Consider the following 20,766-nt stretch of genomic DNA (forward strand, 5'->3'; position numbering starts at 1 on the left):
TGTTTATGCTTACACTCCAGAGGCGTAAGGGGGATGAATACCGCTTGAAACCGTTCAACCGGACCGTGTTTAATTCGCTGCACATTAAGCTGATAGCCGGAATCTTCCTTATTATTGCCCCGATGGTTTCCTTTCTGATTTATAACAATTTCTATTCGATGGATGTTGTCCGCAATCAGGTTGCGCAGTCAAACAGCAATTTGCTCAATCTGTACATGGGCATCATCGACAACAAGCTGAACGATATCGACCAGTACCTGTTAAAATTCGCCGCCGAGGAATCGGGACTGATTCTTCTCGAGAGCTCCTCCAAAGCGGATGCCGACGGTTACAATTTGGAGCGGATCTGGCTGTTCAGCAAATTGAGAGACAACACGATTTATTACAAAGGGCTCGACTACTTTTTCGTGTATTCGCCGGTGAACGATGATTTGCTGTTTGCTCCGAAGGTTGCGGGGTCTGCCGATTCGGGTAACGAACCGATTCAAAAGGCGATCATCGGATTAATGCGCGAAACCCAGGCTTCGAAGAACGCCGGCTTTTCTTACGACCGATGGGCAGTGCTTCCCATGCAGCAGCAGGATTATCTTCTCCGCATTCAAAAAATCGGCGGTTTGTACATCGGGGCCGGAGTGAACGCTTCCGAGGTCATGGGCCCTCTTGATCTTCTCGACCTGGGAGACGAGGGAAGGGCGCTGCTTGTGGATGGAGACCATGCCGCCGTTCAGGACAAGGACTTCATTAACGGACATGGAATCGACTTGGCCTTTCAGTCGGACGACTATCGTCTAACCGGAAACAAACAGCAATATCTCGTCATCGGGAAAAGTTCAAGCCTGGGGGACTTTGGCCTGGCGGCTGTAGTTCCGGATGATACGATCCTGGAGCGGCTGCCTTACTTGCAGCGCGTTATTTGGTTAATGGCCACGGGCTCCGTTCTCATCTTGCTTGCGTCGATCTACTTCCTTCGCAGAGTGGTTCTGCTGCCCATCCGCCGGATTATTACCGCAATGCGCAAGATCAAGGAAGGCTATCTGGAGGCAAGAATACCCGACCGGCCAACCTCCAATGAATTCGAGCTTATGAATGCAACCTTCAACAGCATGGTGGGCGAGCTCCAGCAATTAAAGATCGATGTTTACGAGGAGCAATTAAACAGTCAGCGCGCGGAGCTTAAACAGCTTCAGCTGCAAATCAACCCGCATTTCTTCTTGAACAGCCTGAACGTCGTCTACTATATGGCTCAGGAAAAAAAATACGACCTGATTCAGGAGCTTTCCTTGTCGCTCATTCGTTATTTCCGGTTCATGTTCCGCAGCCAGACCGATTACGCCTTGCTGCAGGACGAGCTTAGCCTGACCGAGCATTATCTGAAAATCCAAGGCTTCCGGTTCCCCGGCAGCTTGTCGTACACCGTTACAGCCGAGGAAGGCTTGCTGGACTGCGTGATCCCGCCTTTGATTATTCAGAGCTTTGCCGAGAATACCATCAAGCATGCGGTTAACACCGATACGCCGACCCATATTGAAATCGCGATCGGGAAAAAGCCGGAGGCAGGAAAGCTGCATATCCGGTTCCGGGACTCGGGTAACGGCTTTTCCGAGGACGTCTTAAGGAAGCTGAGCGAAGGAATGAATCTGACGAATGAGGGCGGAGAGCATATCGGCATCTGGAATGTTCGGCGCAGACTGCGTCTGTTGTATCGTTCGGAGGCGGAAATCACGTTCTCCAATGATCAGGGAGCCGTTATCGATATGATTTTGCCACTGTACAAGGAAACGGGGTAAGCGCTATGTACCGGTTATTGATTGTGGATGATGAAGCGATCATTGCGAACGGCATTAAAGCGAGCGTGAATTGGAATTGCGTCAGGGTTACCTCCGTAACGATAGCAAGCAATGCCAGGCAGGCCAAGGAGAAATTCATGGAGCAGCCGTTTGATATGATGATTTGCGATATCGAGATGCCGCAGGGCAGCGGGCTTGAGCTTTACGAATGGGTGAAGGAGCATTATCCGCAAGTTGAATGTATCTTTATCACCTGTCATGCCGATTTCCAGTATGCCAAAAAAGCGCTGCAGCTTGGCAGCTTTGAATATTTGCTGAAGCCCGTCCCTCCGGATGAGCTGATGCATGTCATGACAAGGCTCATTAACAAAATCAGGGATGAACGGGAAGCAGCCGGCAGAGAGGCGGAGCGGTTCTGGCAGGATGTGCTCAATCAGGCGATTCCTTCAAGCAGGGATAAAATGATGGAGGTTATCCGGAAGCAGAAGCTGTCTTACACCGGCTCGATGGAATTTCTGCCTGTCTTGATTCCGATCTCGCATTGGGAGAAGCCGTTATCCGTCCGCGATGCGCAGCTGATGGAATACGCGCTTCGCAACGCCATGGACGAGATTGTCGTGCTGCGCTCTCCCCATGCCCAAATCGTCCGGATCAGTCCGGAGTATTTCATGATTGTATTCCCGCGTGAGAGGGCGGAGGACCATGATCGCTTCCGGAAGGAAATTCACGGCCGCTGCATCGATTTTATTAAAGGCTGCAATCAATATTTGGGGTGCCATTTGTCCTGTTATTTCGGTAAGCCCGTTCCGATGCATGAAGTTCGGAATATGGCCGAGCAGTTAATGGCCTTCAAGAAAAATCAGGTCAATATTGTGGACCGCGTTATTTTCTATAACGGGAAATTGAAAGACGAATGCGAATGCCATCAGATTCCTCTGCCTCCGATCCCCGTTTGGTCGGAGCTGATCAAGCAGGGGAATATGAAGAAGGTCATCGATGAGGCGCAGCATTATCTCGATAATTTGAAGCGGATCGACAACCTAGGGGTAAAGGGGCTGCAGCGCTTCTATCAAAATTTTCTGCAGATGATGTTTTATGCGCTGCAGCAGCATGGCATGCGCGCGGACGAAATCTTCTCGGATCATTTGACGCCAGCGCGGTCTTTGGCCGCTATCCGCAGCGTAAATGATCTGCAGAGCTGGGTGAAAGGGATGCTTGAGGCTGCCCTTGAGCATATCAACAAGGTCGACTCGCGCGAGACGATTATCGAGAAGATCAAGCGGTATATTGCTCTTAATCTCGATCAGGAGCTGTCGAGGCAATATATTGCCGATTATGTCGGGCTAAGTCCTGACTATATCGTGAAGCTGTTCAAGAAAGAGACGGGCTTGTCCGTATCCGATTATATTTTGACCGAGCGGATCAAGCTTGCCAAAGAGCTGCTGGCCAAAACGGATACAACGGTCAGCAACGTTGCCCTGGCGGTAGGATTCTGCAATTTCTCGTATTTCTCCACGCTGTTCAAGAAGGAAGTAGCGATGACGCCCCAGGAGTATCGGAGGGAAAATCAGCCGGCGATGAAGCTCTGCAAGTAGACTTGCCCCATGTCGGAAACTCGAAAACAGGATGACGGATTCTTGGAAGCCCGGGCAGCATTCCTTAAGCTACTATGAAGCTATGAAGAACAATCATCCTAAAAAGAGGTGGTCAAGTCCGTGAATGCCAATACTCGAATTGCTGCCGTGGAGCAGGTCTCAATGCGGACGAAGAAGCGTTCGGCCTTTGCCGTGAAGCTGAAGAGGATTATGAAATACCGGGCTCTCATTTTAATGGCGCTGCCGGGTCTGCTGTATCTGTTCATTAACAACTATTTGCCGATGTTTGGCATCGTGATCGCTTTCAAAGACATTAACTTTGCGAAAGGAATCATGGGAAGCGATTGGATCGGCTTTAAAAATTTCGAATATCTCTTCAAGACGAGAGATGCTTATGTCATCACTAGGAATACGCTGCTGTACAACATCGTGTTTATCGTGCTGAACACAACGATCGCGTTTGCCCTCGCCATTATGCTTAACGAGATTCGCAAGCGTTTTCTATCCAGAACGTATCAGACGCTTATCTTGCTGCCGTATCTGATCTCCATGGTTATCGTCGGCTACCTGGTGCTTGGCTTCCTGGATGTCGAGAATGGCTTTATGAACAAAACGCTGCTTCCCATGCTTGGCATGGAGCCGATCTCGTGGTACTCCGAAACGAAGTATTGGCCTTGGATTCTGACGATCGTTAACGTATGGAAAGGCGTCGGCAATTTGTGCATTATTTACTTGGCGGCAATCATCGGCATCGACCAGGAATATTACGAAGCGGCTACGATCGACGGAGCGAATCGGTGGCAGCAGGTGGTTAGAATTACTTTCCCTCTCGTCCTGCCGGTCATCACGATCATGACGCTGCTGGCCATCGGCCGGATCTTCTACTCCGACTTCGGCTTGTTCTACCAGGTACCGCTCAATACAGGCTCGCTTATGCCGGTAACCAATACGATTGATACGTACGTCTACCGCGCTTTGATTAATCTGGGGGATATCGGAATGTCCTCGGCAGCCGGTCTCTATCAGGCTCTGGTCGGCTTTATCCTCGTCATCGTTTCGAATGCGGTCGTGCGCAAATTCAACAAGGACAACGCTTTGTTCTAGAAAGGGGAAGGTTATATGCAATCATCCGCTAGAGTTTATCAATGGCTCATCAACCTCGTCATGCTCGTATTTACGCTGTTCTGCTTGATGCCGATTTGGCTGCTGTTTTCTTCCTCCTTGACCGACGATATGGAGCTTGTCCGCAGCGGTTATGCTTTTTTTCCGGATAAAATCAGCTTCTCGGCCTATCAATATTTATGGAATACGTCTTCCGAGATTGCCAGAGCCTACGGCATTACGATCCTTACGACGGTTATTGGCACGGCAGCCGGCTTGTCGCTTACCGCCATGGTGGCGTACCCGCTCTCGCGCATCGAGATGCCTTTCCGCAATTCGCTCGCTTTCTACGTCTTTTTCACGATGCTGTTTAACGGGGGGCTTGTGCCTTCGTATCTGCTGTACACGAATTACTTCGATTTCAAAAATACGCTTCTCGCCCTCATAATCCCGGGTTTGCTGATGAACGGATTTTTCATTATTCTGATGCGCACCTTCTTTGCGACCTCCATCCCGACGGCGATTATTGAATCCGCCTATATCGACGGGGCGAAGGAATGGAAAATCTTCTACCGGATCGTGCTGCCGCTCTCGACTCCGGTGCTGGCTACGGTAGGCCTCTTCTATGTCATTCTGTACTGGAACGACTGGTTTAACGGCCTCATTTATTTAACGGACAGTAAGTATTACAGCTTGCAAAATCTGCTTAACCGGATCTTGCTGGATATTCAATACCTTCAATCTTCCACCCAAGCAGGCAGCCAGACGAGCGACCTCGCAGCCAGAATACCGCTCGCTTCGATGCGGATGGCGATGGCGGTGATCGGAGTTATTCCGCTGCTCCTTGCGTATCCGTTCTTCCAGAAATATTTTGCGAAAGGCCTGACGGTCGGAGCCGTAAAAGGATAACGGCCTGTCGGAAAATGAAAAGCAGCCGGACGGAATTGTGAAAGCCCGGTTTACCGCTTTCCGTTATCCTAATCTATGCAATCGCTTACAGATCAATATTTTTGGGAGGTCATTGGGATGAAAAAGATGCGTTCCGTAAGTTTGGCTTTAGCGCTGTCCTTGTCCGTTACGGCACTCGGCGCGTGCAGCGGCGGAGGAAACAACGGTTCGGGTGGCGGAAATGGCGGCACGGCAAGCAACGGTTCAGGCACGGAAGCAAGCAGCTCGAATGGGGGCGGAAGCCAGGCGCTGAAGCCGGTGAAGCTGGTTATGGTCTTTCCGGCTGCGGGAGAGCCCAAGGATATGCAGCTTGTCTCCGACGAGATCAACAAGATTACGAAAGAGAAAATCAACGCCACGGTTAAGCTTGTTCCGATCGGGTGGGGAGCCTGGACGCAGCAAAGGACGCTAATGATGTCGGGCAAAGAGCAGGTGGACTTGATTCTGAGCGGCCTCGGAACGTACAGCCAGGATGTAGCGAAAGGCCAGTTTCTGGAGCTTAACGATTATTTGGAGAAGGAAGGCAACGGCATTAAGCAAGCGCTGGACAACCTGGACCCCGGCTTCCTGAACGCAACGAAGATCGACGGCAAAATTTACGCCGTTCCGAGCATCAGGGATTTGGCGGCGGACTTCGGCATTACGATGCGCAAGGATCTGGTAGACAAATATAACATCGACATAACCTCGATCAAATCGCTTGACGATTTGGATGCGATCTTCAAAACGATTAAGGAGAATGAGCCGGACATCGTTCCGACCGTGAAGTATGGCCAATCGATTATCGACATTTACGTGCGAAGCGCGTTTGATACTTTAAGCGACGGGTTCGGCGTCCTTCCCGGCAATGATAATAACTTGAAGCTCGTTGACATGTATGAGGCACCGGAATATAAAGAAATGCTGAATACGGTAAGAAGATGGTATTTGGCCGGCTACATTGCGAAGGATGCGGCGACAAGCACGGAAACGCAATACAACATGGTGAAAGCGGGCAAAGCGTTCTCGTGGATTTCCCATATGAAGCCGGGAATTGAAACGCAGGAGTCCAGAAATACGGCTAGAGAGATGGTATCGGTTCACTTCAAACCGGCTATTTCAACGACGAGCGATATCACCTCCATTATGTGGAGCGTAGCAAGAAACTCCGCGGATCCTTCGCGGGCTATGATGCTGCTTAATCTGCTGTATACGGACAAGGACCTCATTAATCTGTTTGACTACGGTATTGAAGGCAAGCACTACACGAAAGTATCGGACAACGTGATCGATTTCCCTCAAGGCGTCGATGCGACCAACTCCGGCTATAACCTTCAACTGGGCTGGATGTTTGGCAATCAGTCGCTCTCCTACATCTGGAATGGAGATAGTCCGAATCTGTGGAACGATTTGATGGAGTTCAACAAGAACGCTACGAAATCGAAAGCGATGGGCTTTATCTTTAATGCCGATGCCGTGAAATCGGAAATTGCGGCCGTAACGAACGTTACGAATCAATATAAGGTCGCTCTTGAAACGGGTACGGTTGACCCGGAGACCCAGCTGCCGAAGTTTATTGACCAGTTGAAAGCGGCGGGTATCGATAAAATCATCGCGGAAAAGCAAAAGCAGCTGGATGCATGGGCTGCATCAAACGGTAATTAGTTAATGCTTTCGAAGCAAGAATTATCATGAGTGGCAATAATTGGGCCGCTTGTGTGACAATTCTTTTTAGGAGGTCCCTTGAATGAAGAATCCGATCGCTGCAACGCTTGAACCGGCAACTATTCAATATGTGTCCAACGAAGGCGGTCCAACGCTGGGGTATTGCCCGGCTTCCGGCGTTCGCATTCTCGAACAGGACGGTCTTAAATTTAAGGATTTAAGCAAGGACGGACAATTGCATCCCTACGAGGATTGGAGGCTGACGGCGGACGAACGGGCGCGGGATCTCGCCTCCCGGATGACGATTGAGCAGATTGCCGGACTTATGCTGTACAGCAGCCATCAGAACGTGCCCTCCCCAAGCGTCGGATTTTTTACGGGAACCTATGGCGGCAAGCCATTCGAGGAAGCCGGAGTAAAGGCATGGACGCTTAGCGACCAGCAGGCAGCCTTTCTCGCGCGGGATTACGTACGGCATGTTCTCGTCATGGCGATTAGCGGCAATAGGGACGGCGCGCTTTGGAGCAACCAGATGCAAGCTTTTGCGGAAGCCGAAAGCTTGGGCATCCCGGTAAACATCAGCTCGGATCCCCGCCATGGCATCGATATCGGCGCGGAATTTACCGGCGGAGCCGGGAGCCGCATCTCGAAGTGGCCGGAGACGCTTGGACTTGCCGCAACCTTCGACCCTGGCATCGTCCGGCAGTTCGGGGAAGTCGCTTCCCGCGAATATCGCGCGCTTGGCATCGCGACGGCCTTATCGCCGCAAATCGATATCGCGACGGATCCGCGCTGGTTCCGGTTCAGCGGCACGTTTGGCGAGGATCCTCTTCTGTCGACGGATATGGCCCGTGCCTATGTGGACGGGTTCCAGACATCGGATGCCGAATCTGCGGACGGCTGGGGGCCGGGCAGCGTCAACGCGATGGTGAAGCATTGGCCGGGCGGCGGTTCGGGAGAAGGCGGAAGGGACGCGCATTTCGGATTCGGCAAATACGCCGTCTATCCCGGCAATAACTTCGAGGAGCATCTCGAGCCGTTCGTGAGCGGTGCTTTCAAGCTGGAGGGCAAGACCGGCGAAGCTTCCGCGGTGATGCCTTATTATACGATTTCGCACGGACGGGATGACGTATATGGCGAGAACGTAGGCAATTCGTACAATAAATATCTGATTACCGGCCTGCTTCGCGAGAAATACGGCTATGACGGCGTTGTTTGCACGGACTGGAACATTACGGCCGACGAGGGAACAGCCATTGAATCCATGTTTGGCGGGAAATCATGGGGCGTGGAAGGACTTTCCGTCGCCGAACGCCATTACAAGCTGCTTATGGCCGGCGTTGACCAGTTCGGCGGCAACAATGATTCGCTGCCCGTGCTGGAAGCGTATCGGATGGGCGTCCGCGAACACGGAGAGGCCGATATGCGGGAACGTTTCGAGAAATCGGCGGTCCGCTTGCTGAAGAACATTTTCCGCGTTGGCTTGTTCGAGAATCCTTACCTCGACGCGGAGCAAAGCGAGAGGCTTGTCGCAAGCGAGCCTTTCGTGAGCGCAGGCCACGAAGCGCAGCTCAAATCGGTGGTCATGGTGAAAAATAAAAATCGAGTGCTGCCGCTTAAGCCACGCAGCCGCGTGTATATTCCAAGCCGCTATACGGCGCCGGAGAAGCATTTTATCGGATTTACGATCCCGGAGCGCGATGAATCTCCAATCGATCTTGGACTCGCCGAACAGTTTTTCGATATCGTTGAGGATCCGGGCGATGCGGATTTTGCCATCGTGGCGATTCGCGGAGCGAAAGCGGGATTGGGCTACAGCCGGGAGGATGCGGCTGGCGGAGGCAACGGCTATGTGCCGATCAGCCTGCAATACAGGCCTTATACGGCGGAACATGCTCGCGAGACAAGTCTAGCAGGGGATGCCAGAGAGCGGGATGTGTTAAACCGTTCGTACAAAGGCAAAACCGTAACGACGCATAACGAGTCCGATCTGGATCTGGTGCTGGATACGAAGCGCAGGATGGGAGAAAAGCCGGTTATCGTCACGCTGTTTCTCGTCAATCCGACGGTTATGGAAGAGTTCGAAGCTTCCGTCGATGCGATTCTCGTTCACTTCGGTTCCAGCGACAAGGCGATGCTGGAGCTGCTGTCCGGTCAAGCGGAGCCATCCGGCCTGCTGCCGCTGCAGCTGCCGGCGATTATGAGAACGGTTGAAGAACAGTTCGAGGATGTGCCTCATGACATGGTATGCCACGTCGATGCCGAGCGCCATGCGTATGATTTCGGCTTCGGCATGAACTGGCAAGGCGTCATCGAAGACGACCGTACGCGGAAATACGGCAGGCAGCGATCATAACAGTAAAAAAACTCCCTTCAAGCTGCGAGATAGCAGCCGAAAGGGAGTTTTTTTGATTACATATTTAGGGCATCGAGCAAGGCGTAAGCGACTTTCACCGCTTCGGCGCGCGTCAGGGTATCATCCGGGCGGAAGCTTCCATCCGGATAACCGCTCACGATACCCGCGGCTGTCGTTTGACTAACGGCATCGAGTGCCCACGCCGGGATAACCGCTGCATCGTTGAAGGTCTTGCCGGCACCGGACGGAGCGCTGCCGCCAGCCTTCAGAACGCGCGCGGCGATTACCGCGATTTCCGCGCGCGTAATCCGCTGCGCTGATTTAAAGACGGAGCCGTCTTTCGTCTCGAAGCCGGTTACATAGCCGGCTTCTGTAGCTGCTTTCACTTGCGCTTTGGCCCAGGACGGAATCAGGCTGTCATCGGCGAAGCGGGTTGCACCGGATGCGGCAGGCAGACTAAGCGAGTCTGCCAGCAGCTTTACCCATTCTGCGCGAGTGACCGGCTGGTCCGGACGGAACGTTCCGTCTTCGTAACCGGAAATCACATCCATGCCGATCAAGCGGTCGGCGTAAGGTTTGGCCCACGATGCGTTAAGATCCGGGAAGGCTTGAGGCGCGTAGCCGAACACGCCGAATTTCGTGAAATGCTTTACGTCGACGGTAATGGTTGTTCCATTTGCTTGGCCGCCGAGGAAAATCCATTTCTTCAGCTTTTCGTTATAGTAGTACACGGCAGGCTGGCCGTTTGGTGCCGCCGAATTCATCGCGTAGTTAAAGGTTAATTCAACCGGCTTGCCGAACGTTGTACCGGCGCTGCTTGTCATCTCTACGATTGGGCTCAGCGGCTGCAGATTGCCAAGCGGAGGCTGTTGTCCCGAAGGGAGAACCCGCGCGCCGATGGTTCCGCTTGCCGGCACTGCCCCTGCCGGTATCTTGAAGGCGATCACGTCTTTCAAGCTGCCTTCCGCTCCTTTTGCCGGATCAATGGTAACGGAAACGGATGTTGCCGGCGGGTTGCCCGGTGAACTTGTGTTTCCGCCGCCGCCCGGAGTCGAAGTTGACGGCATTGCTTTAATCGTAACGGCAAAGGTTTTGGAACCCGACGAATCGCCCCGCGAAGCGGTTGCTTTAAGCGTAACCGGCGCGTCAGGCTGTCCCGCTGCAGGGCGGATCACCTTGGCGATGCCATTCTCGATGGTGACCGCGTTTGCCGGGTCGGTTGATTCTTCCCAGTCAATTGCCGCACCATGCTCTCCTTCGGAAGGGAGGGTGATATTCTCCGTAACCGCATCCGTATGACCAAGCGTCAGCTTGTCGAGCGTTGCTTGCACGGCTTGCTCATCCGTGTATGCAGCCGTATCCAAGAAGATTGGATTCGAGTAGAACCACAGGTCCTGATAATTGCGGTTGTTAATCTCGTTGAACCGGGCCGCGGCATCGGCGGTTGTTGTTTTTGGATCGATAAGCGGATTGCCGTCCAGCGTCTCGCCCGGAACGTTCATGCCGAGATTCGTGCCTCTAAGGCGGAAATACTGATCCTTGCTTGCTTTCGGCAGGTCGTAAGTGATGACGTTGTAGCCGTTTGCGTCCGTTGTCCAGTCCTCGCTGTTGAAAGTGGCAACGACGCGGGTCGAATCATTCGTATCCTTGTCGTAGGCAGGAGTTCCCTTCTCCGCCGGGCCGGTAACGTCGCCTGCGATCAGGTCGATATGATCAACCGCCGGCTTCATGCCGCCGGATTGTCCGCTGTTGATCGGATTCTCGTAGTTATTGGCCTCAGGGCTCTTGAACTTGATCGTAAGCGTAAGCTTGTCCCCTTCGGCGGCCTGCAGCGTTCCGCCCATTTCGGCGTCGGCGCCGCCGTCCGCAAGGCGGAAGTCCAAGGCGTTGATCAGGTCGCCAAAAACGGAGAACGATTTGCCCGAGCGCATGCCGTTCAGAATATCCTGCGTGGACTTTCCTTCGCTCCAAATATAGTTTTTAGCGTATTCGCCCGGCCAGTAGCCGCTCGAATTGGTATCGATGGTTTTGAAATGGTAATCCGAATTCGCGTAATTCCAGAACTTGCGACCTTCGCCAAGCAGGGAGTCCCATACGCCGCCAACCTTCGCTACCATGTAATCGACGCCGCCGTAGGAACGGTTCTTGTAGTTGTCGTTAGCCGTTGGATTAGCGGGATCGTACGCGGAGTTGTACCCGCCGCGGTCCGGCTCCATTTGGTTGCCGAGCATACCCTCGAAGCCAAACGCGATGTCCGGTGCGGTATTGTTAAAGTCGCGGAAGTCCGAAATCTTGTATTTGCCTACGCCCCGGGAAGGGTGGTTGACGATCATGTAGCTGGTTTCCGGGTAATTGCGTTTGAGCCAATTAATCGCGGCCAGGCTGTCCGCATGCGTGCTGTACGCCCGGTCGTCCGCAGCTTCCCACTGCAGAACATCAGCCGGATTAAACCAGCTTGCGTCGCGGTTGGTGAACAGGTATTCGAATTGGTTCGCGGCTTTCAGCGCTGCTTCGGAGCCGGGTTCATCCGTAAGAATGCCAACGGAACCATGCTCGTGCGAAGGGATATCCCATTCGAAGCCGGAGAATATTGTCTTGCCGGCGTATTTGCCAGCTTCCTGCAATGCCTTTATTTTGGGAACCTGGTATTCGAGCAGTCCTTTCGATAACGGAATAGGACCGCCGGGAATGTCGGCGCCCGTATCGTCCCGTTTGGAGGAGCGCAAATGATCCGCCAGCATCATAAAATCAAGGCCGTAGGTTGTCAGGCCGTGATCAAGCACCGATTCGAGCGAGCTTTGGGCATCGTCGGATTCAATCGTATGGGCATGGAACTCGCCGGTTAACCATTGACCCTGCTCTTGCGCGGCGATTGTATCAGCAGCCGCAGCTTTAGAAACGGGGACTGCAAGGCCGGTAGACAGGATACTTGCCGAGAGAACCATAGGGAATACGATTCGAGCTTGCTTATTAAATTTCAAAGCGTTATTACACCACCAGTCTGCAAATTGCCCAAGATGAAGCAGGGGCATGATCAAGTGTACAAGCTTATCATCAAGGGGGTATTAGGCGATGGAGTTGTTATGTTAGTTGAATGTAAAATATACTACTAGTAACTACTCTCCCAGGAGGCCTGCCATGAAGCCAGTCCCTACCGTCTCTCGCGATTTGATTGAGCTGCCGCCGGGTTTTCCGATTGTCATCTCTCAGTCGGAAGGCGTCAGCCCGCTGTTTCAGCGTCTGCATTGGCACAAGGCTCTGGAGATCAACTATATCAGCCGGGGAAGCGGCTACTATCTGATTAACGGTACGCGCCATGATTTCCGGGAAGGAGACATCCTCCTTATCAACTCGAATGATCTGCACCGCGCTTTCGAGAACGAACAGCTGCTCATGACGGTAATCATGTTTGATCCGGCGTATTTTGCGCTGGAGCAGCGTTACGACCCGGAACTCCTGATTCCGTTCCGCGAAATTGGCATGCGGTTCGATAACCTGCTCGACCGGGGACATCCGATGCTTCCGCGGCTGGGTGCCGCCATCGAGGAGATGCGGAGCGAATTCGCCCGCCGGGAGCCGCATTTCGAGGCGGTTGTCCGTTCGCAGCTTGTACAATTTTTGGCTTTCGTTAACCGTTATTTTGCGAAGGAGCAGGAACTCCATGCCGCCCAAATCCGGGGAATGGAGACGATCCGCCAGGCAGTAAACGCCATGGAAGCCGAGATTGCCCGTCCGTGGTCGTTAAAGGAGCTGGCGGCTTCGGCGCATTTAAGTCCTTCGCGCTTCAGCGCCTTGTTCGTTCAAACGGTTGGCACGTCGCCGATGGACTATTTAATCCAGCTGCGTTTATCGGCAGCCGTCAGCCTTCTCGAATCCACGGACAAGAAAATGATCGAAATCGCGGAGACTGCCGGGTTTCGCAATTTATCCAACTTTAATAGGCTGTTTAAACAGCATATCGGAAAGCAGCCCTCCGAGCTTAGAACCCGGCAACAATCAAAAACAGTAAGATAGTATCAGAACATCGTTCTTTATCAGTAGAAGAGCGGTGTTCTTTTCTTTTATTCTCTATATATATCTTTTATAAAAAGCGGTCGGGAGCGTGGCTAGGATGTTGTTTCTTGGAGTAGACGCCGGAGGAAGCAAGACGCATGCTTTGCTTGCGGATGAGAACGGCCGCGTGCTGGGCAGGGGAAGTGGCGGGAACGGCAATCATCAGACGGCCTTCGAAGCGGCAGGAACAGAGATTGACCGCGCCTGCTCGGAGGCTTTGCGGCAGGCTGGAGCAGCGAAAGACGAAGTCGATTTTGCCTACTTCGGCCTTGCCGGAGCGGACCGCGAACCGGATTACGCGATTCTCCGTCCGATGATCGCATCGCTGAAGTTCCCCCGCCACGACATGGCTTGCGATACGATGATCGGCATGCGCGCGGGCACGCGTCGATCGTATGGCGCGGTGATTATAAGCGGCACTGGCTTTAACGCGGCGGCGCGCAATGCCCAAGGGGAAGAGCTGCAGTACGGCGGCTTCGGTTATTTGTTCGGAGACGGTCAAGGGTCCGGCACGGATCTGGCGATTCATGCTTTTCGCTCGGCGATAAGAAGCTGGGAGGGAAGGGAGCTCCCGTCCATTCTGACGGAGCTGGTCCCCAGGCAGATGGGTTATTCCTCCGTCAGGGAGATGTACGAGGACGCGCTTGATAACGGAGTTCGTCCGGCCAAATCGCTGTCGCAAACGATGTTTGAAGCGGCTTCGCTAGGGGATAAGGTTGCCATCCGGATACTCGAAGAGGCCGGACATGAGCATGGGAATGCCGTTAATGCCTTGATCCGGCGGCTTCGCATGGAGCGGGAAAGCTTCGACGTTGTGTTAACGGGAAGCGTACTCGCCAAGGGCAGCACCGAGCATATGGTTGATGCGATCAAAGCATCGGTTGCCGCCGCGGCACCGCATGCCCAAATCGTTAAGCTCACCATCGATCCGGTCATTGGCGCGTTAATGAGCGCGATGGACAGCAGCGGCATCGCGATTTCAGCGGAGACGGACGCGGCATTGCGCCGGATTGCGTTTTAGAGCCCATGCTTAAGAATTCTTTTTGGGAGGCGCCATTCTAATGAAAAAACAAGGTTTAAAGGTCGCCGTAATTGGCGGCGGCTCTTCTTATACGCCGGAGCTGGTTGAAGGATTGATTAAACGCCACGAGGAGATGCCGATCCGCGAGCTGTGGCTTGTCGATATTGAAGAGGGACGGCATAAGCTGGAGATTGTCGGAAAGCTGGCGCAGCGGATGGTTGAGCAAGCAGGTGTGCCTATCGATGTGCATCTGACCCTGAACCGCAGCGAAGCGATTGCCGGGGCCGACTTTGTTACAACGCAAATGCGGGTAGGGCTGCTTGAGGCAAGACGCCGGGATGAGCATATTCCGATCAAGCATGGCGTTATTGGCCAGGAGACGACAGGACCGGGAGGCATGTTCAAAGCGCTTCGGACGGTTCCGGTAATATTGGATATTTGCCGGGATATCGAGGAGCTTGCGCCTCATGCCTGGATGCTGAACTTTACGAATCCGGCCGGCATTGTGACGGAAGCGGTGCTGAAGCACAGCAAGGTGAAGACGGTCGGGCTATGCAACTCGCCGATCAATTTCCAGAAGTATCTCGCCAAGCAATACGGCGTCTCGGAGCGTGAAGTGCTGCCGGAGTTTGCGGGCATCAACCATCTGCACTGGATTACGTCCGCTTACGTGAACGGCGAAGACAAGCTGCAGGAGATGATTGGAGGAGGAAAAGACTACTCCGCCACTAACGTTACCGCCTTCGACTGGGATCCGGAGTTCCTCCGCTCGCTTGGCGCGCTTCCGACCTATTATCTGCGGTACTTCTACATGACCGATACGATGTACGCCGAGATGAAGGAGGCGCTGGAGAAAGACGGCACCCGTGCCGACGTGGTCAGTCGGGTGGAGGAAGAGCTGTTCGAGCTGTACAAGGATGTGAACCTGAAGGAAAAGCCCAAGCAGCTGGAAAAGCGGGGCGGAGCCTATTATTCCGAAGCGGCCGTAAATTTGATGCACTCCCTCTACACGGACCGCAGAGACATCCAGACGTTGAACGTCCGCAATGGCGGAATCATCGATTTTCTGCCGGAGGATGCAAGCATTGAGGTGAACTGCGTGGTGACCGCGCAAGGTCCTGTGCCATTGCCCCTGCGGCGGATTCCGGAGCAGATCAAGGGGCTTCTGCATGCGGTAAAAACCTACGAATCTCTTACAATCGCAGCCGCGGTGACGGGGGACCGCGGGGTTGCGCTTCAAGCCATGGTGCATCATCCCCTGGTGCCAAGCGTCTCCGTCGCCAAGGCCCTGCTTGGCGAAATGCTGGAAGCGAACAAGAAGTACTTACCGAACTTTTTCGAAGCCTAAACTTATCCGAAAGCCGCATTCCTGCGGCTTTTTTGTTTATCGCAGCCGTCCATCGCACCCCATCAATCGCTCATGGATGTAACTTTATGCCAGAATCGGGACGAATGGACTACCAGTATTTCGGTAAAAGCCGAATGTTAGCTTTTTAAATTGAGACGAACGTTCGTAAAAATTCATTGACAAGCTGCAGGTTCCTTATTATATTAATTTACGGATAACAACGAATTTAATAATAACTTTTCGTATAATCTCAAGAATTGGCTTGAGAGTCTCTACTCGATCACCGTAAATGATCAGGCTACGAAGAGAGTGGAAAAGTGCCGCGCATGTCATTCCTTTATGATTTAAAAACGGAATGACATTGACTCGGTCCGCGGTATACTTTTCCCCTTTTTGCAAAGCCTAGGAGATAAATGCGTATTAGCGCATCTTTTCCTAGGCTTTGTTGCTTGTACACATTTTTGGGGGGTTAATGGGAAAATGGAACGGTTCTTTAAGTTCAAGGAACATGGTACAAACTTCAGAACGGAAATTATGGCTGGTCTGACTACCTTCATGACGATGGCTTACATCCTGGCAGTCAATCCGATTATCCTGACGCCAACGGGTCTCGACTGGACGGCAGTATTCCTGGCAACGGCAATTGCGGCAGGTATTTTCACGATTGCAATGGGCTTGTTCGTTAACTTCCCGGTCGCTTTGGCGCCTGGTATGGGCCTTAACGCTTACTTCGCTTCAACCGTTATCGCTTCGCAGGCTACCGACAAGCCGATCTCGGTTGCTATGGGTCTGACAGCGGTATTTATCTCGGGTATTATCTTTATCATCCTGACGCTGACGCAAATTCGTCAAATGCTCATTACGGCCGTGCCGGATAGCTTGAAGCATGCGATTACGGTTGGTATCGGTTTGTTTATTACAATTGTAGGCTTGAAAGGCAGCGGCTTGATGACGGTTGCCGTAACAGCCTTTGGCGATATTAAAGCAAATGCTTATACGGATGTTTCCGGTTCGGAAACGGTTATCCATATCGGCAGCTTCGCAAACGAAACGGTCATCATGACCGTGGTTGCCCTGTTCATTATCGGGATCCTGATGGTTCTGCGCGTACCGGGCGCAATCCTGTGGGGTATCCTCGGCACTACCGTGCTTTCGATCATCCTTGGTCAAGTTGATTTCAAGAAGACCTTTACGAACCAAACCTGGGTACCTGATTTCTCGACCATGAACATCGGTCACTTCGATTTCCCTGGCGTATTTGAAGTCGGTATCGTAACGGTCGTCCTGACGTTTACGTTCGTTGAATTGTTTGATACATTCGGTACGCTGGTTGGTACAGCGAACCGCGCAGGCTTTATGAAAGATCCGGTTGAAGGCAAGAAACGCGTAGGCAAGGCGATGTTCGTTGACGCCGTGGCCGTAAGCGGCGGCGCGCTGCTTGGTACAAGCACGGTAACGGCTTTCGTGGAGAGCTCGGCCGGCGTTGCGCAAGGCGGACGTACGGGTCTGACTTCGATCACGACAGGCGTTTGCTTCCTGCTTGCCATCTTCCTCTCGCCGGTTGTGGCGCTTGTTCCTGCGGCTGCAACGAACGCAGCACTGATCATCGTTGGCGTATTGATGCTTCAATCGGTGAAGGAAATCGACTTCTCCGATATGGTATACGCGATTCCTTCGTTCCTGACGCTGGCGCTCATGCCGTTCACTTACAGCATCGCTAACGGTATCTCGTTTGGTATCGTATCGTATGTGGTTCTGGCGACAGTCGCAAACGTATCGAACAAAGGCAAATACAAAGTTCATTGGCTCATGTGGATCCTGGCGATTCTTATCGTTGGCCGCTATGTGATCATGGGAACGGAGTAGCATTATAATAGAAGAAACAAAAAGCAGCGCTGGACCGGCGCTGCTTTTTTTGTTGCCTGCACTTTGTTAACAGTCGGCTGTCAAAACAAAAAATAGCGTTGCAGGGATTAATCCCTGCAACGCTTCAACGAGAGGCCTTTTGAGACAGACAATTATTTAAAAAATAAAAAGTGCGTGGGAAGCTTTCGTAGCTGCCCGTCGGAAGGCTTGTTAATAACGCGTCCGTTCCAGATCAGCGACGAGGAACCGCCGCCGTCCAGGTTATAGCCGTCAACGGCGCCGAACCGCTGCAGCAGAATCTGCATCTCGGCCAGCGTTGCGCCGGAGCTGCCGCCTTCGTTGCGGCCGTCCGCTACGATGATGAGCAGCTGTCCGTCCTTGTAGTTGGCAATAACGGTGCGGGGCGCCCGCGTTGGAATGCTCTGCCACTTGCTTGGTATCGTCGTTGGACTTCCGTTCTTTAGAAGCACGGGTACAAACGACGCTCCAAACTTGACGTTTAGTTTATCAAGCTGCTCTTTGCTTGTGAATTTACCGCCAACCAGCTTATTGCTGGCGTTAAGACCAACAAAGAACAGGTCGGCCCTGGTTGGTTCAAAGCCTTCTACATAGTCGCCGTTCAGAATGGTTGTGCTTAGCGGGTACCTCTTGCCCCCGCCATCGGCAAAGCCGCCGGCGTTAACCCCGGCTATGGCGCCGTAACGCTGCGCGGCAGCCAGCGTTGTTTCGGCACCGCCTACCTTATCGTTGCCGAGTACCATTTTCATCGCGTCGCCGGACTTAAGCTTGATCTTCAGGGCATAGCTTTGGAAGTTGTCGGCCTTTATGTAGAATAATTGCGCGGTCAGCTTGTCCGAGCTGATCGTCCCCGAAGGAGATCCAAGCCGTCCGGTAATGATCCTGTCGTAAATCGCTAACGGTCGGTTAGCCTGGGCAGTTGCCGTATTGACGATCTGTTTCATATCGGCGTTTGTCTGGTTATACAGCTTTAGTTGCCTTTTGATGGAGGCGCTTGTCGCAGCAGCGGTCTGACGGGCCTGATCGAGCCCGCTGGCGACTGATTTTGCATGGTCTGCGGCAGCTTCTTGCCGAGTACTAGCCTCCGGGTAAAGGTTGTCCGGAAGGACAATGCTAATATTCGTGACCATAAGCCATAACAACATCGCGACAAACGGTGTGCAGGCCAGCAGCATCGTTCGGTTCAGCGCTCGGATGGATAACGTCATTTGAGCACATCCAGATTTTTTTGCAGTTCGTTCAGCTTCTTTTTCACTTCGTTTAATTGCGTGTAAAGCTTATTGCTGTTATCGGTTTTGACATCAGCATTATCCTTCGTGAAGGTGAGCAGCTCGTTGAGAGCCTCTACCTTGGATTCCAATTGCGACAGCTCTTCTTTATAGCCGGTTTCCAGCTTGGCAATCCGGTCATCGTATTGCTTTTGCATCTCGGCCATTTGCGCGGCTGTCTGGCGCTCCACGTCGGCAGCAATCTGCTTCTGGACATGCTCGCTGTACAGCTTCGCACCGGTAATGCCGGCGGCAATCAGAATAACCCATACACATACAAAGATGACAAAAGCACGCTGCTTGGTAGCCTTGCGCGTTTTCGTTTCATAAGAAGCATTTGTTTCTAAAGCGGTATTGCTCATGAGCGTTCACCTCGTTTTCCGTTAATATGGAAGTGAACGGACTGCAAAAAACAGCATTTAAGCTAGTCTATCATGTTAGACGCACGAACGATGCCCAAGGTTAAGGCTGTCACTACATTGTAACAAAGATTTCTAGGGAAAGAGTCAATCATTTTGTGGGAATTGAAGGATAAGGTATAATAATAACAATTACGCTTAGTTCACGCTTTCGAAGCATGAATGATCACAATTGGCTTTAAAAAATTTGCAGTTTGGGTGAAAATTCATTAAGCGTATGCTTACGAAGCAAGAATTGCTTCGCAATTCTTTTTAGGAGGTAATCGAAACATGACCACAGCTGTAGAGCAAGCCATGTTCGCCGGAGGATGCTTCTGGTGCATGGTATCGCCGTTTGAAGAAACACCGGGTATTTTGTCCGTTGTATCGGGTTATTCCGGAGGCCATAAAGCAAATCCAACGTACGAAGAAGTATGCTCCGAAACAACCGGGCATGCGGAAGTTGTTCATATTACGTTTGATCCGTCGATTTATTCCTATGAGAAGCTGCTTGACGTGTTCTGGCATCAGATTGATCCGACCGACGCGGGCGGCCAATTCCATGACCGCGGGGAATCCTACCGGACGGCCATCTTCTATTATAATGAAGAGCAGCGCCAGAAAGCGGAGGCTTCAAAGGCGGCTTTGGCGGCAAGCGGCAGATTCGACAAGCCGATTGTTACAGCCATCGAGCCCGCGAAGGAGTTCTACCCGGCGGAGGACTATCATCAAGGGTATCACCGGACGAACCCGCTCCGTTACAAAATGTACCGCAAAGGCTCCGGCCGCGATGCTTTCATTAATAAGCACTGGACGGTTAAGAAGGACGAAGGCGAGCTTCGTTCCCTTCTTACTCCGCTCCAGTACGAAGTCACGCAGAATAATGCGACGGAGCGTCCTTTTACGGGCGAATTCTGGGATCACAAGGAAGAGGGCCTGTATGTCGATATCGTCTCGGGCGAACCGCTCTTTACCTCCCGCGAGAAATACGATTCCGGATGCGGCTGGCCTAGCTTTACGAAGCCGGTGAAGGAAGCAGCCATTACCGAAGTGCTTGATACCAGCCACTTCATGGTTCGTACCGAGGTGCGCAGCAAAGAAGGCGATTCCCATCTGGGCCATGTATTTGACGACGGTCCGGGACCCGACGGACTCCGCTACTGCATTAACTCCGCTTCGCTCCGATTTATTCCGGTAGCCGATCTGGAGAAGGAAGGGTACGGCGAATACGTCAACTACTTCAAAATATAAGGAAGTATAAGTTTACTCTATACTATGCTTATATTTCATCCGCGAAACGTAAGCTGCTCCTTCTAAGGACGGCGCAGCCGTTTTCACTTGAATAAACGATTGGGGGAGAAAC

The 20,766-nt window shown here is 52.5% G+C and carries 14 protein-coding genes and 1 riboswitch; of the genes, 11 read left to right on the forward strand and 3 right to left on the reverse strand.

Annotated features, from left to right (window positions below; all coding sequences use genetic code 11):
• Positions 1-44 precede the first annotated feature (44 nt).
• The 6 genes from EV294_RS20420 (at position 45) to EV294_RS20445 (ending at position 9,431) form a co-directional block, all read left to right on the forward strand.
• Positions 45-1,787 carry a sensor histidine kinase gene (locus EV294_RS20420; RefSeq protein ID WP_207918172.1) on the forward strand — a complete coding sequence of 581 codons (1,743 nt, stop codon included), beginning with the start codon at positions 45-47 and terminating at the stop codon, positions 1,785-1,787.
• A gap of 5 nt (positions 1,788-1,792) precedes the next feature.
• Positions 1,793-3,382, forward strand: a complete 1,590-nt coding sequence (locus EV294_RS20425; RefSeq protein WP_132310124.1) for a response regulator transcription factor — start codon at positions 1,793-1,795, stop codon at positions 3,380-3,382.
• 162 nt (positions 3,383-3,544) lie between these two features.
• Positions 3,545-4,486, forward strand: coding sequence for an ABC transporter permease (locus EV294_RS20430; protein WP_132310367.1), 942 nt, complete (start codon positions 3,545-3,547; stop codon positions 4,484-4,486).
• A gap of 15 nt (positions 4,487-4,501) precedes the next feature.
• Complete coding sequence (locus EV294_RS20435; RefSeq protein WP_132310126.1) at positions 4,502-5,392, forward strand: carbohydrate ABC transporter permease; 891 nt, start codon at positions 4,502-4,504, stop codon at positions 5,390-5,392.
• 117 nt (positions 5,393-5,509) lie between these two features.
• On the forward strand, positions 5,510-7,075 hold the full coding sequence (locus tag EV294_RS20440) for an ABC transporter substrate-binding protein (protein ID WP_132310128.1): 1,566 nt from the start codon (positions 5,510-5,512) through the stop codon (positions 7,073-7,075).
• A gap of 82 nt (positions 7,076-7,157) precedes the next feature.
• Positions 7,158-9,431, forward strand: a complete 2,274-nt coding sequence (locus EV294_RS20445) for a glycoside hydrolase family 3 protein (protein ID WP_132310130.1) — start codon at positions 7,158-7,160, stop codon at positions 9,429-9,431.
• Positions 9,432-9,487: 56 nt separating this feature from the next.
• On the opposite strand, the gene EV294_RS20450 is transcribed toward EV294_RS20445, so the two are convergent.
• The gene (locus tag EV294_RS20450) at positions 9,488-12,412 is read right to left on the reverse strand and encodes an S-layer homology domain-containing protein (RefSeq protein ID WP_243711730.1); all 2,925 of its coding nucleotides are present in this window, start codon (positions 12,410-12,412) and stop codon (positions 9,488-9,490) included.
• 157 nt (positions 12,413-12,569) lie between these two features.
• Between EV294_RS20450 and EV294_RS20455 the strand changes: the two genes are divergently transcribed.
• The 4 genes from EV294_RS20455 (at position 12,570) to EV294_RS20470 (ending at position 17,719) form a co-directional block, all read left to right on the forward strand.
• Positions 12,570-13,445 (forward strand): AraC family transcriptional regulator, encoded by an 876-nt coding sequence (locus EV294_RS20455; protein ID WP_132310132.1) that lies wholly within the window; start codon positions 12,570-12,572, stop codon positions 13,443-13,445.
• 97 nt (positions 13,446-13,542) lie between these two features.
• Positions 13,543-14,505, forward strand: coding sequence for an N-acetylglucosamine kinase (locus tag EV294_RS20460; protein ID WP_132310134.1), 963 nt, complete (start codon positions 13,543-13,545; stop codon positions 14,503-14,505).
• Between the two features lie 40 nt (positions 14,506-14,545).
• Positions 14,546-15,853, forward strand: coding sequence for a 6-phospho-beta-glucosidase (locus tag EV294_RS20465; RefSeq protein WP_132310136.1), 1,308 nt, complete (start codon positions 14,546-14,548; stop codon positions 15,851-15,853).
• A gap of 220 nt (positions 15,854-16,073) precedes the next feature.
• A riboswitch (purine riboswitch) is annotated at positions 16,074-16,174 on the forward strand.
• Positions 16,175-16,333: 159 nt separating this feature from the next.
• On the forward strand, positions 16,334-17,719 hold the full coding sequence (locus EV294_RS20470; RefSeq protein ID WP_132310138.1) for an NCS2 family permease: 1,386 nt from the start codon (positions 16,334-16,336) through the stop codon (positions 17,717-17,719).
• Positions 17,720-17,871: 152 nt separating this feature from the next.
• Here EV294_RS20470 and EV294_RS20475 read toward each other — a convergent pair whose 3' ends face one another.
• Entirely contained in the window at positions 17,872-18,945 is a 1,074-nt protein-coding gene (locus tag EV294_RS20475; RefSeq protein WP_132310140.1) for a phosphodiester glycosidase family protein, read from the reverse strand.
• Positions 18,942-19,367 carry a hypothetical protein gene (locus EV294_RS20480; RefSeq protein WP_132310142.1) on the reverse strand — a complete coding sequence of 142 codons (426 nt, stop codon included), beginning with the start codon at positions 19,365-19,367 and terminating at the stop codon, positions 18,942-18,944. Before EV294_RS20480 ends, EV294_RS20475 begins: the two co-directional genes overlap by 4 nt.
• Before the next feature lie 327 nt (positions 19,368-19,694).
• Between EV294_RS20480 and msrB the strand changes: the two genes are divergently transcribed.
• Positions 19,695-20,654 (forward strand): peptide-methionine (R)-S-oxide reductase MsrB, encoded by a 960-nt coding sequence (gene msrB / locus EV294_RS20485; RefSeq protein WP_132310144.1) that lies wholly within the window; start codon positions 19,695-19,697, stop codon positions 20,652-20,654.
• Positions 20,655-20,766: the final 112 nt, after the last annotated feature.

The sequence above is a fragment of the Paenibacillus sp. BK033 genome, assembly GCF_004345425.1.
Lineage (GTDB): Bacteria > Bacillota > Bacilli > Paenibacillales > Paenibacillaceae > Pristimantibacillus.

Bases quoted from the DNA above. Each gene is read 5' to 3' on its own strand.
- EV294_RS20425 (WP_132310124.1), top strand. From the start codon at position 1,793: ATGTACCGGTTATTGATTGTGGATGATGAAGCGATCATTGCGAACGGC.
- EV294_RS20430 (WP_132310367.1), top strand. From the start codon at position 3,545: ATGCGGACGAAGAAGCGTTCGGCCTTTGCCGTGAAGCTGAAGAGGATT.
- EV294_RS20435 (WP_132310126.1), top strand. From the start codon at position 4,502: ATGCAATCATCCGCTAGAGTTTATCAATGGCTCATCAACCTCGTCATG.
- EV294_RS20440 (WP_132310128.1), top strand. From the start codon at position 5,510: ATGAAAAAGATGCGTTCCGTAAGTTTGGCTTTAGCGCTGTCCTTGTCC.
- EV294_RS20445 (WP_132310130.1), top strand. From the start codon at position 7,158: ATGAAGAATCCGATCGCTGCAACGCTTGAACCGGCAACTATTCAATAT.
- EV294_RS20455 (WP_132310132.1), top strand. From the start codon at position 12,570: ATGAAGCCAGTCCCTACCGTCTCTCGCGATTTGATTGAGCTGCCGCCG.
- EV294_RS20460 (WP_132310134.1), top strand. From the start codon at position 13,543: ATGTTGTTTCTTGGAGTAGACGCCGGAGGAAGCAAGACGCATGCTTTG.
- EV294_RS20465 (WP_132310136.1), top strand. From the start codon at position 14,546: ATGAAAAAACAAGGTTTAAAGGTCGCCGTAATTGGCGGCGGCTCTTCT.
- EV294_RS20470 (WP_132310138.1), top strand. From the start codon at position 16,334: ATGGAACGGTTCTTTAAGTTCAAGGAACATGGTACAAACTTCAGAACG.
- EV294_RS20475 (WP_132310140.1), bottom strand. From the start codon at position 18,945: ATGACGTTATCCATCCGAGCGCTGAACCGAACGATGCTGCTGGCCTGC.
- EV294_RS20480 (WP_132310142.1), bottom strand. From the start codon at position 19,367: ATGAGCAATACCGCTTTAGAAACAAATGCTTCTTATGAAACGAAAACG.
- msrB (WP_132310144.1), top strand. From the start codon at position 19,695: ATGACCACAGCTGTAGAGCAAGCCATGTTCGCCGGAGGATGCTTCTGG.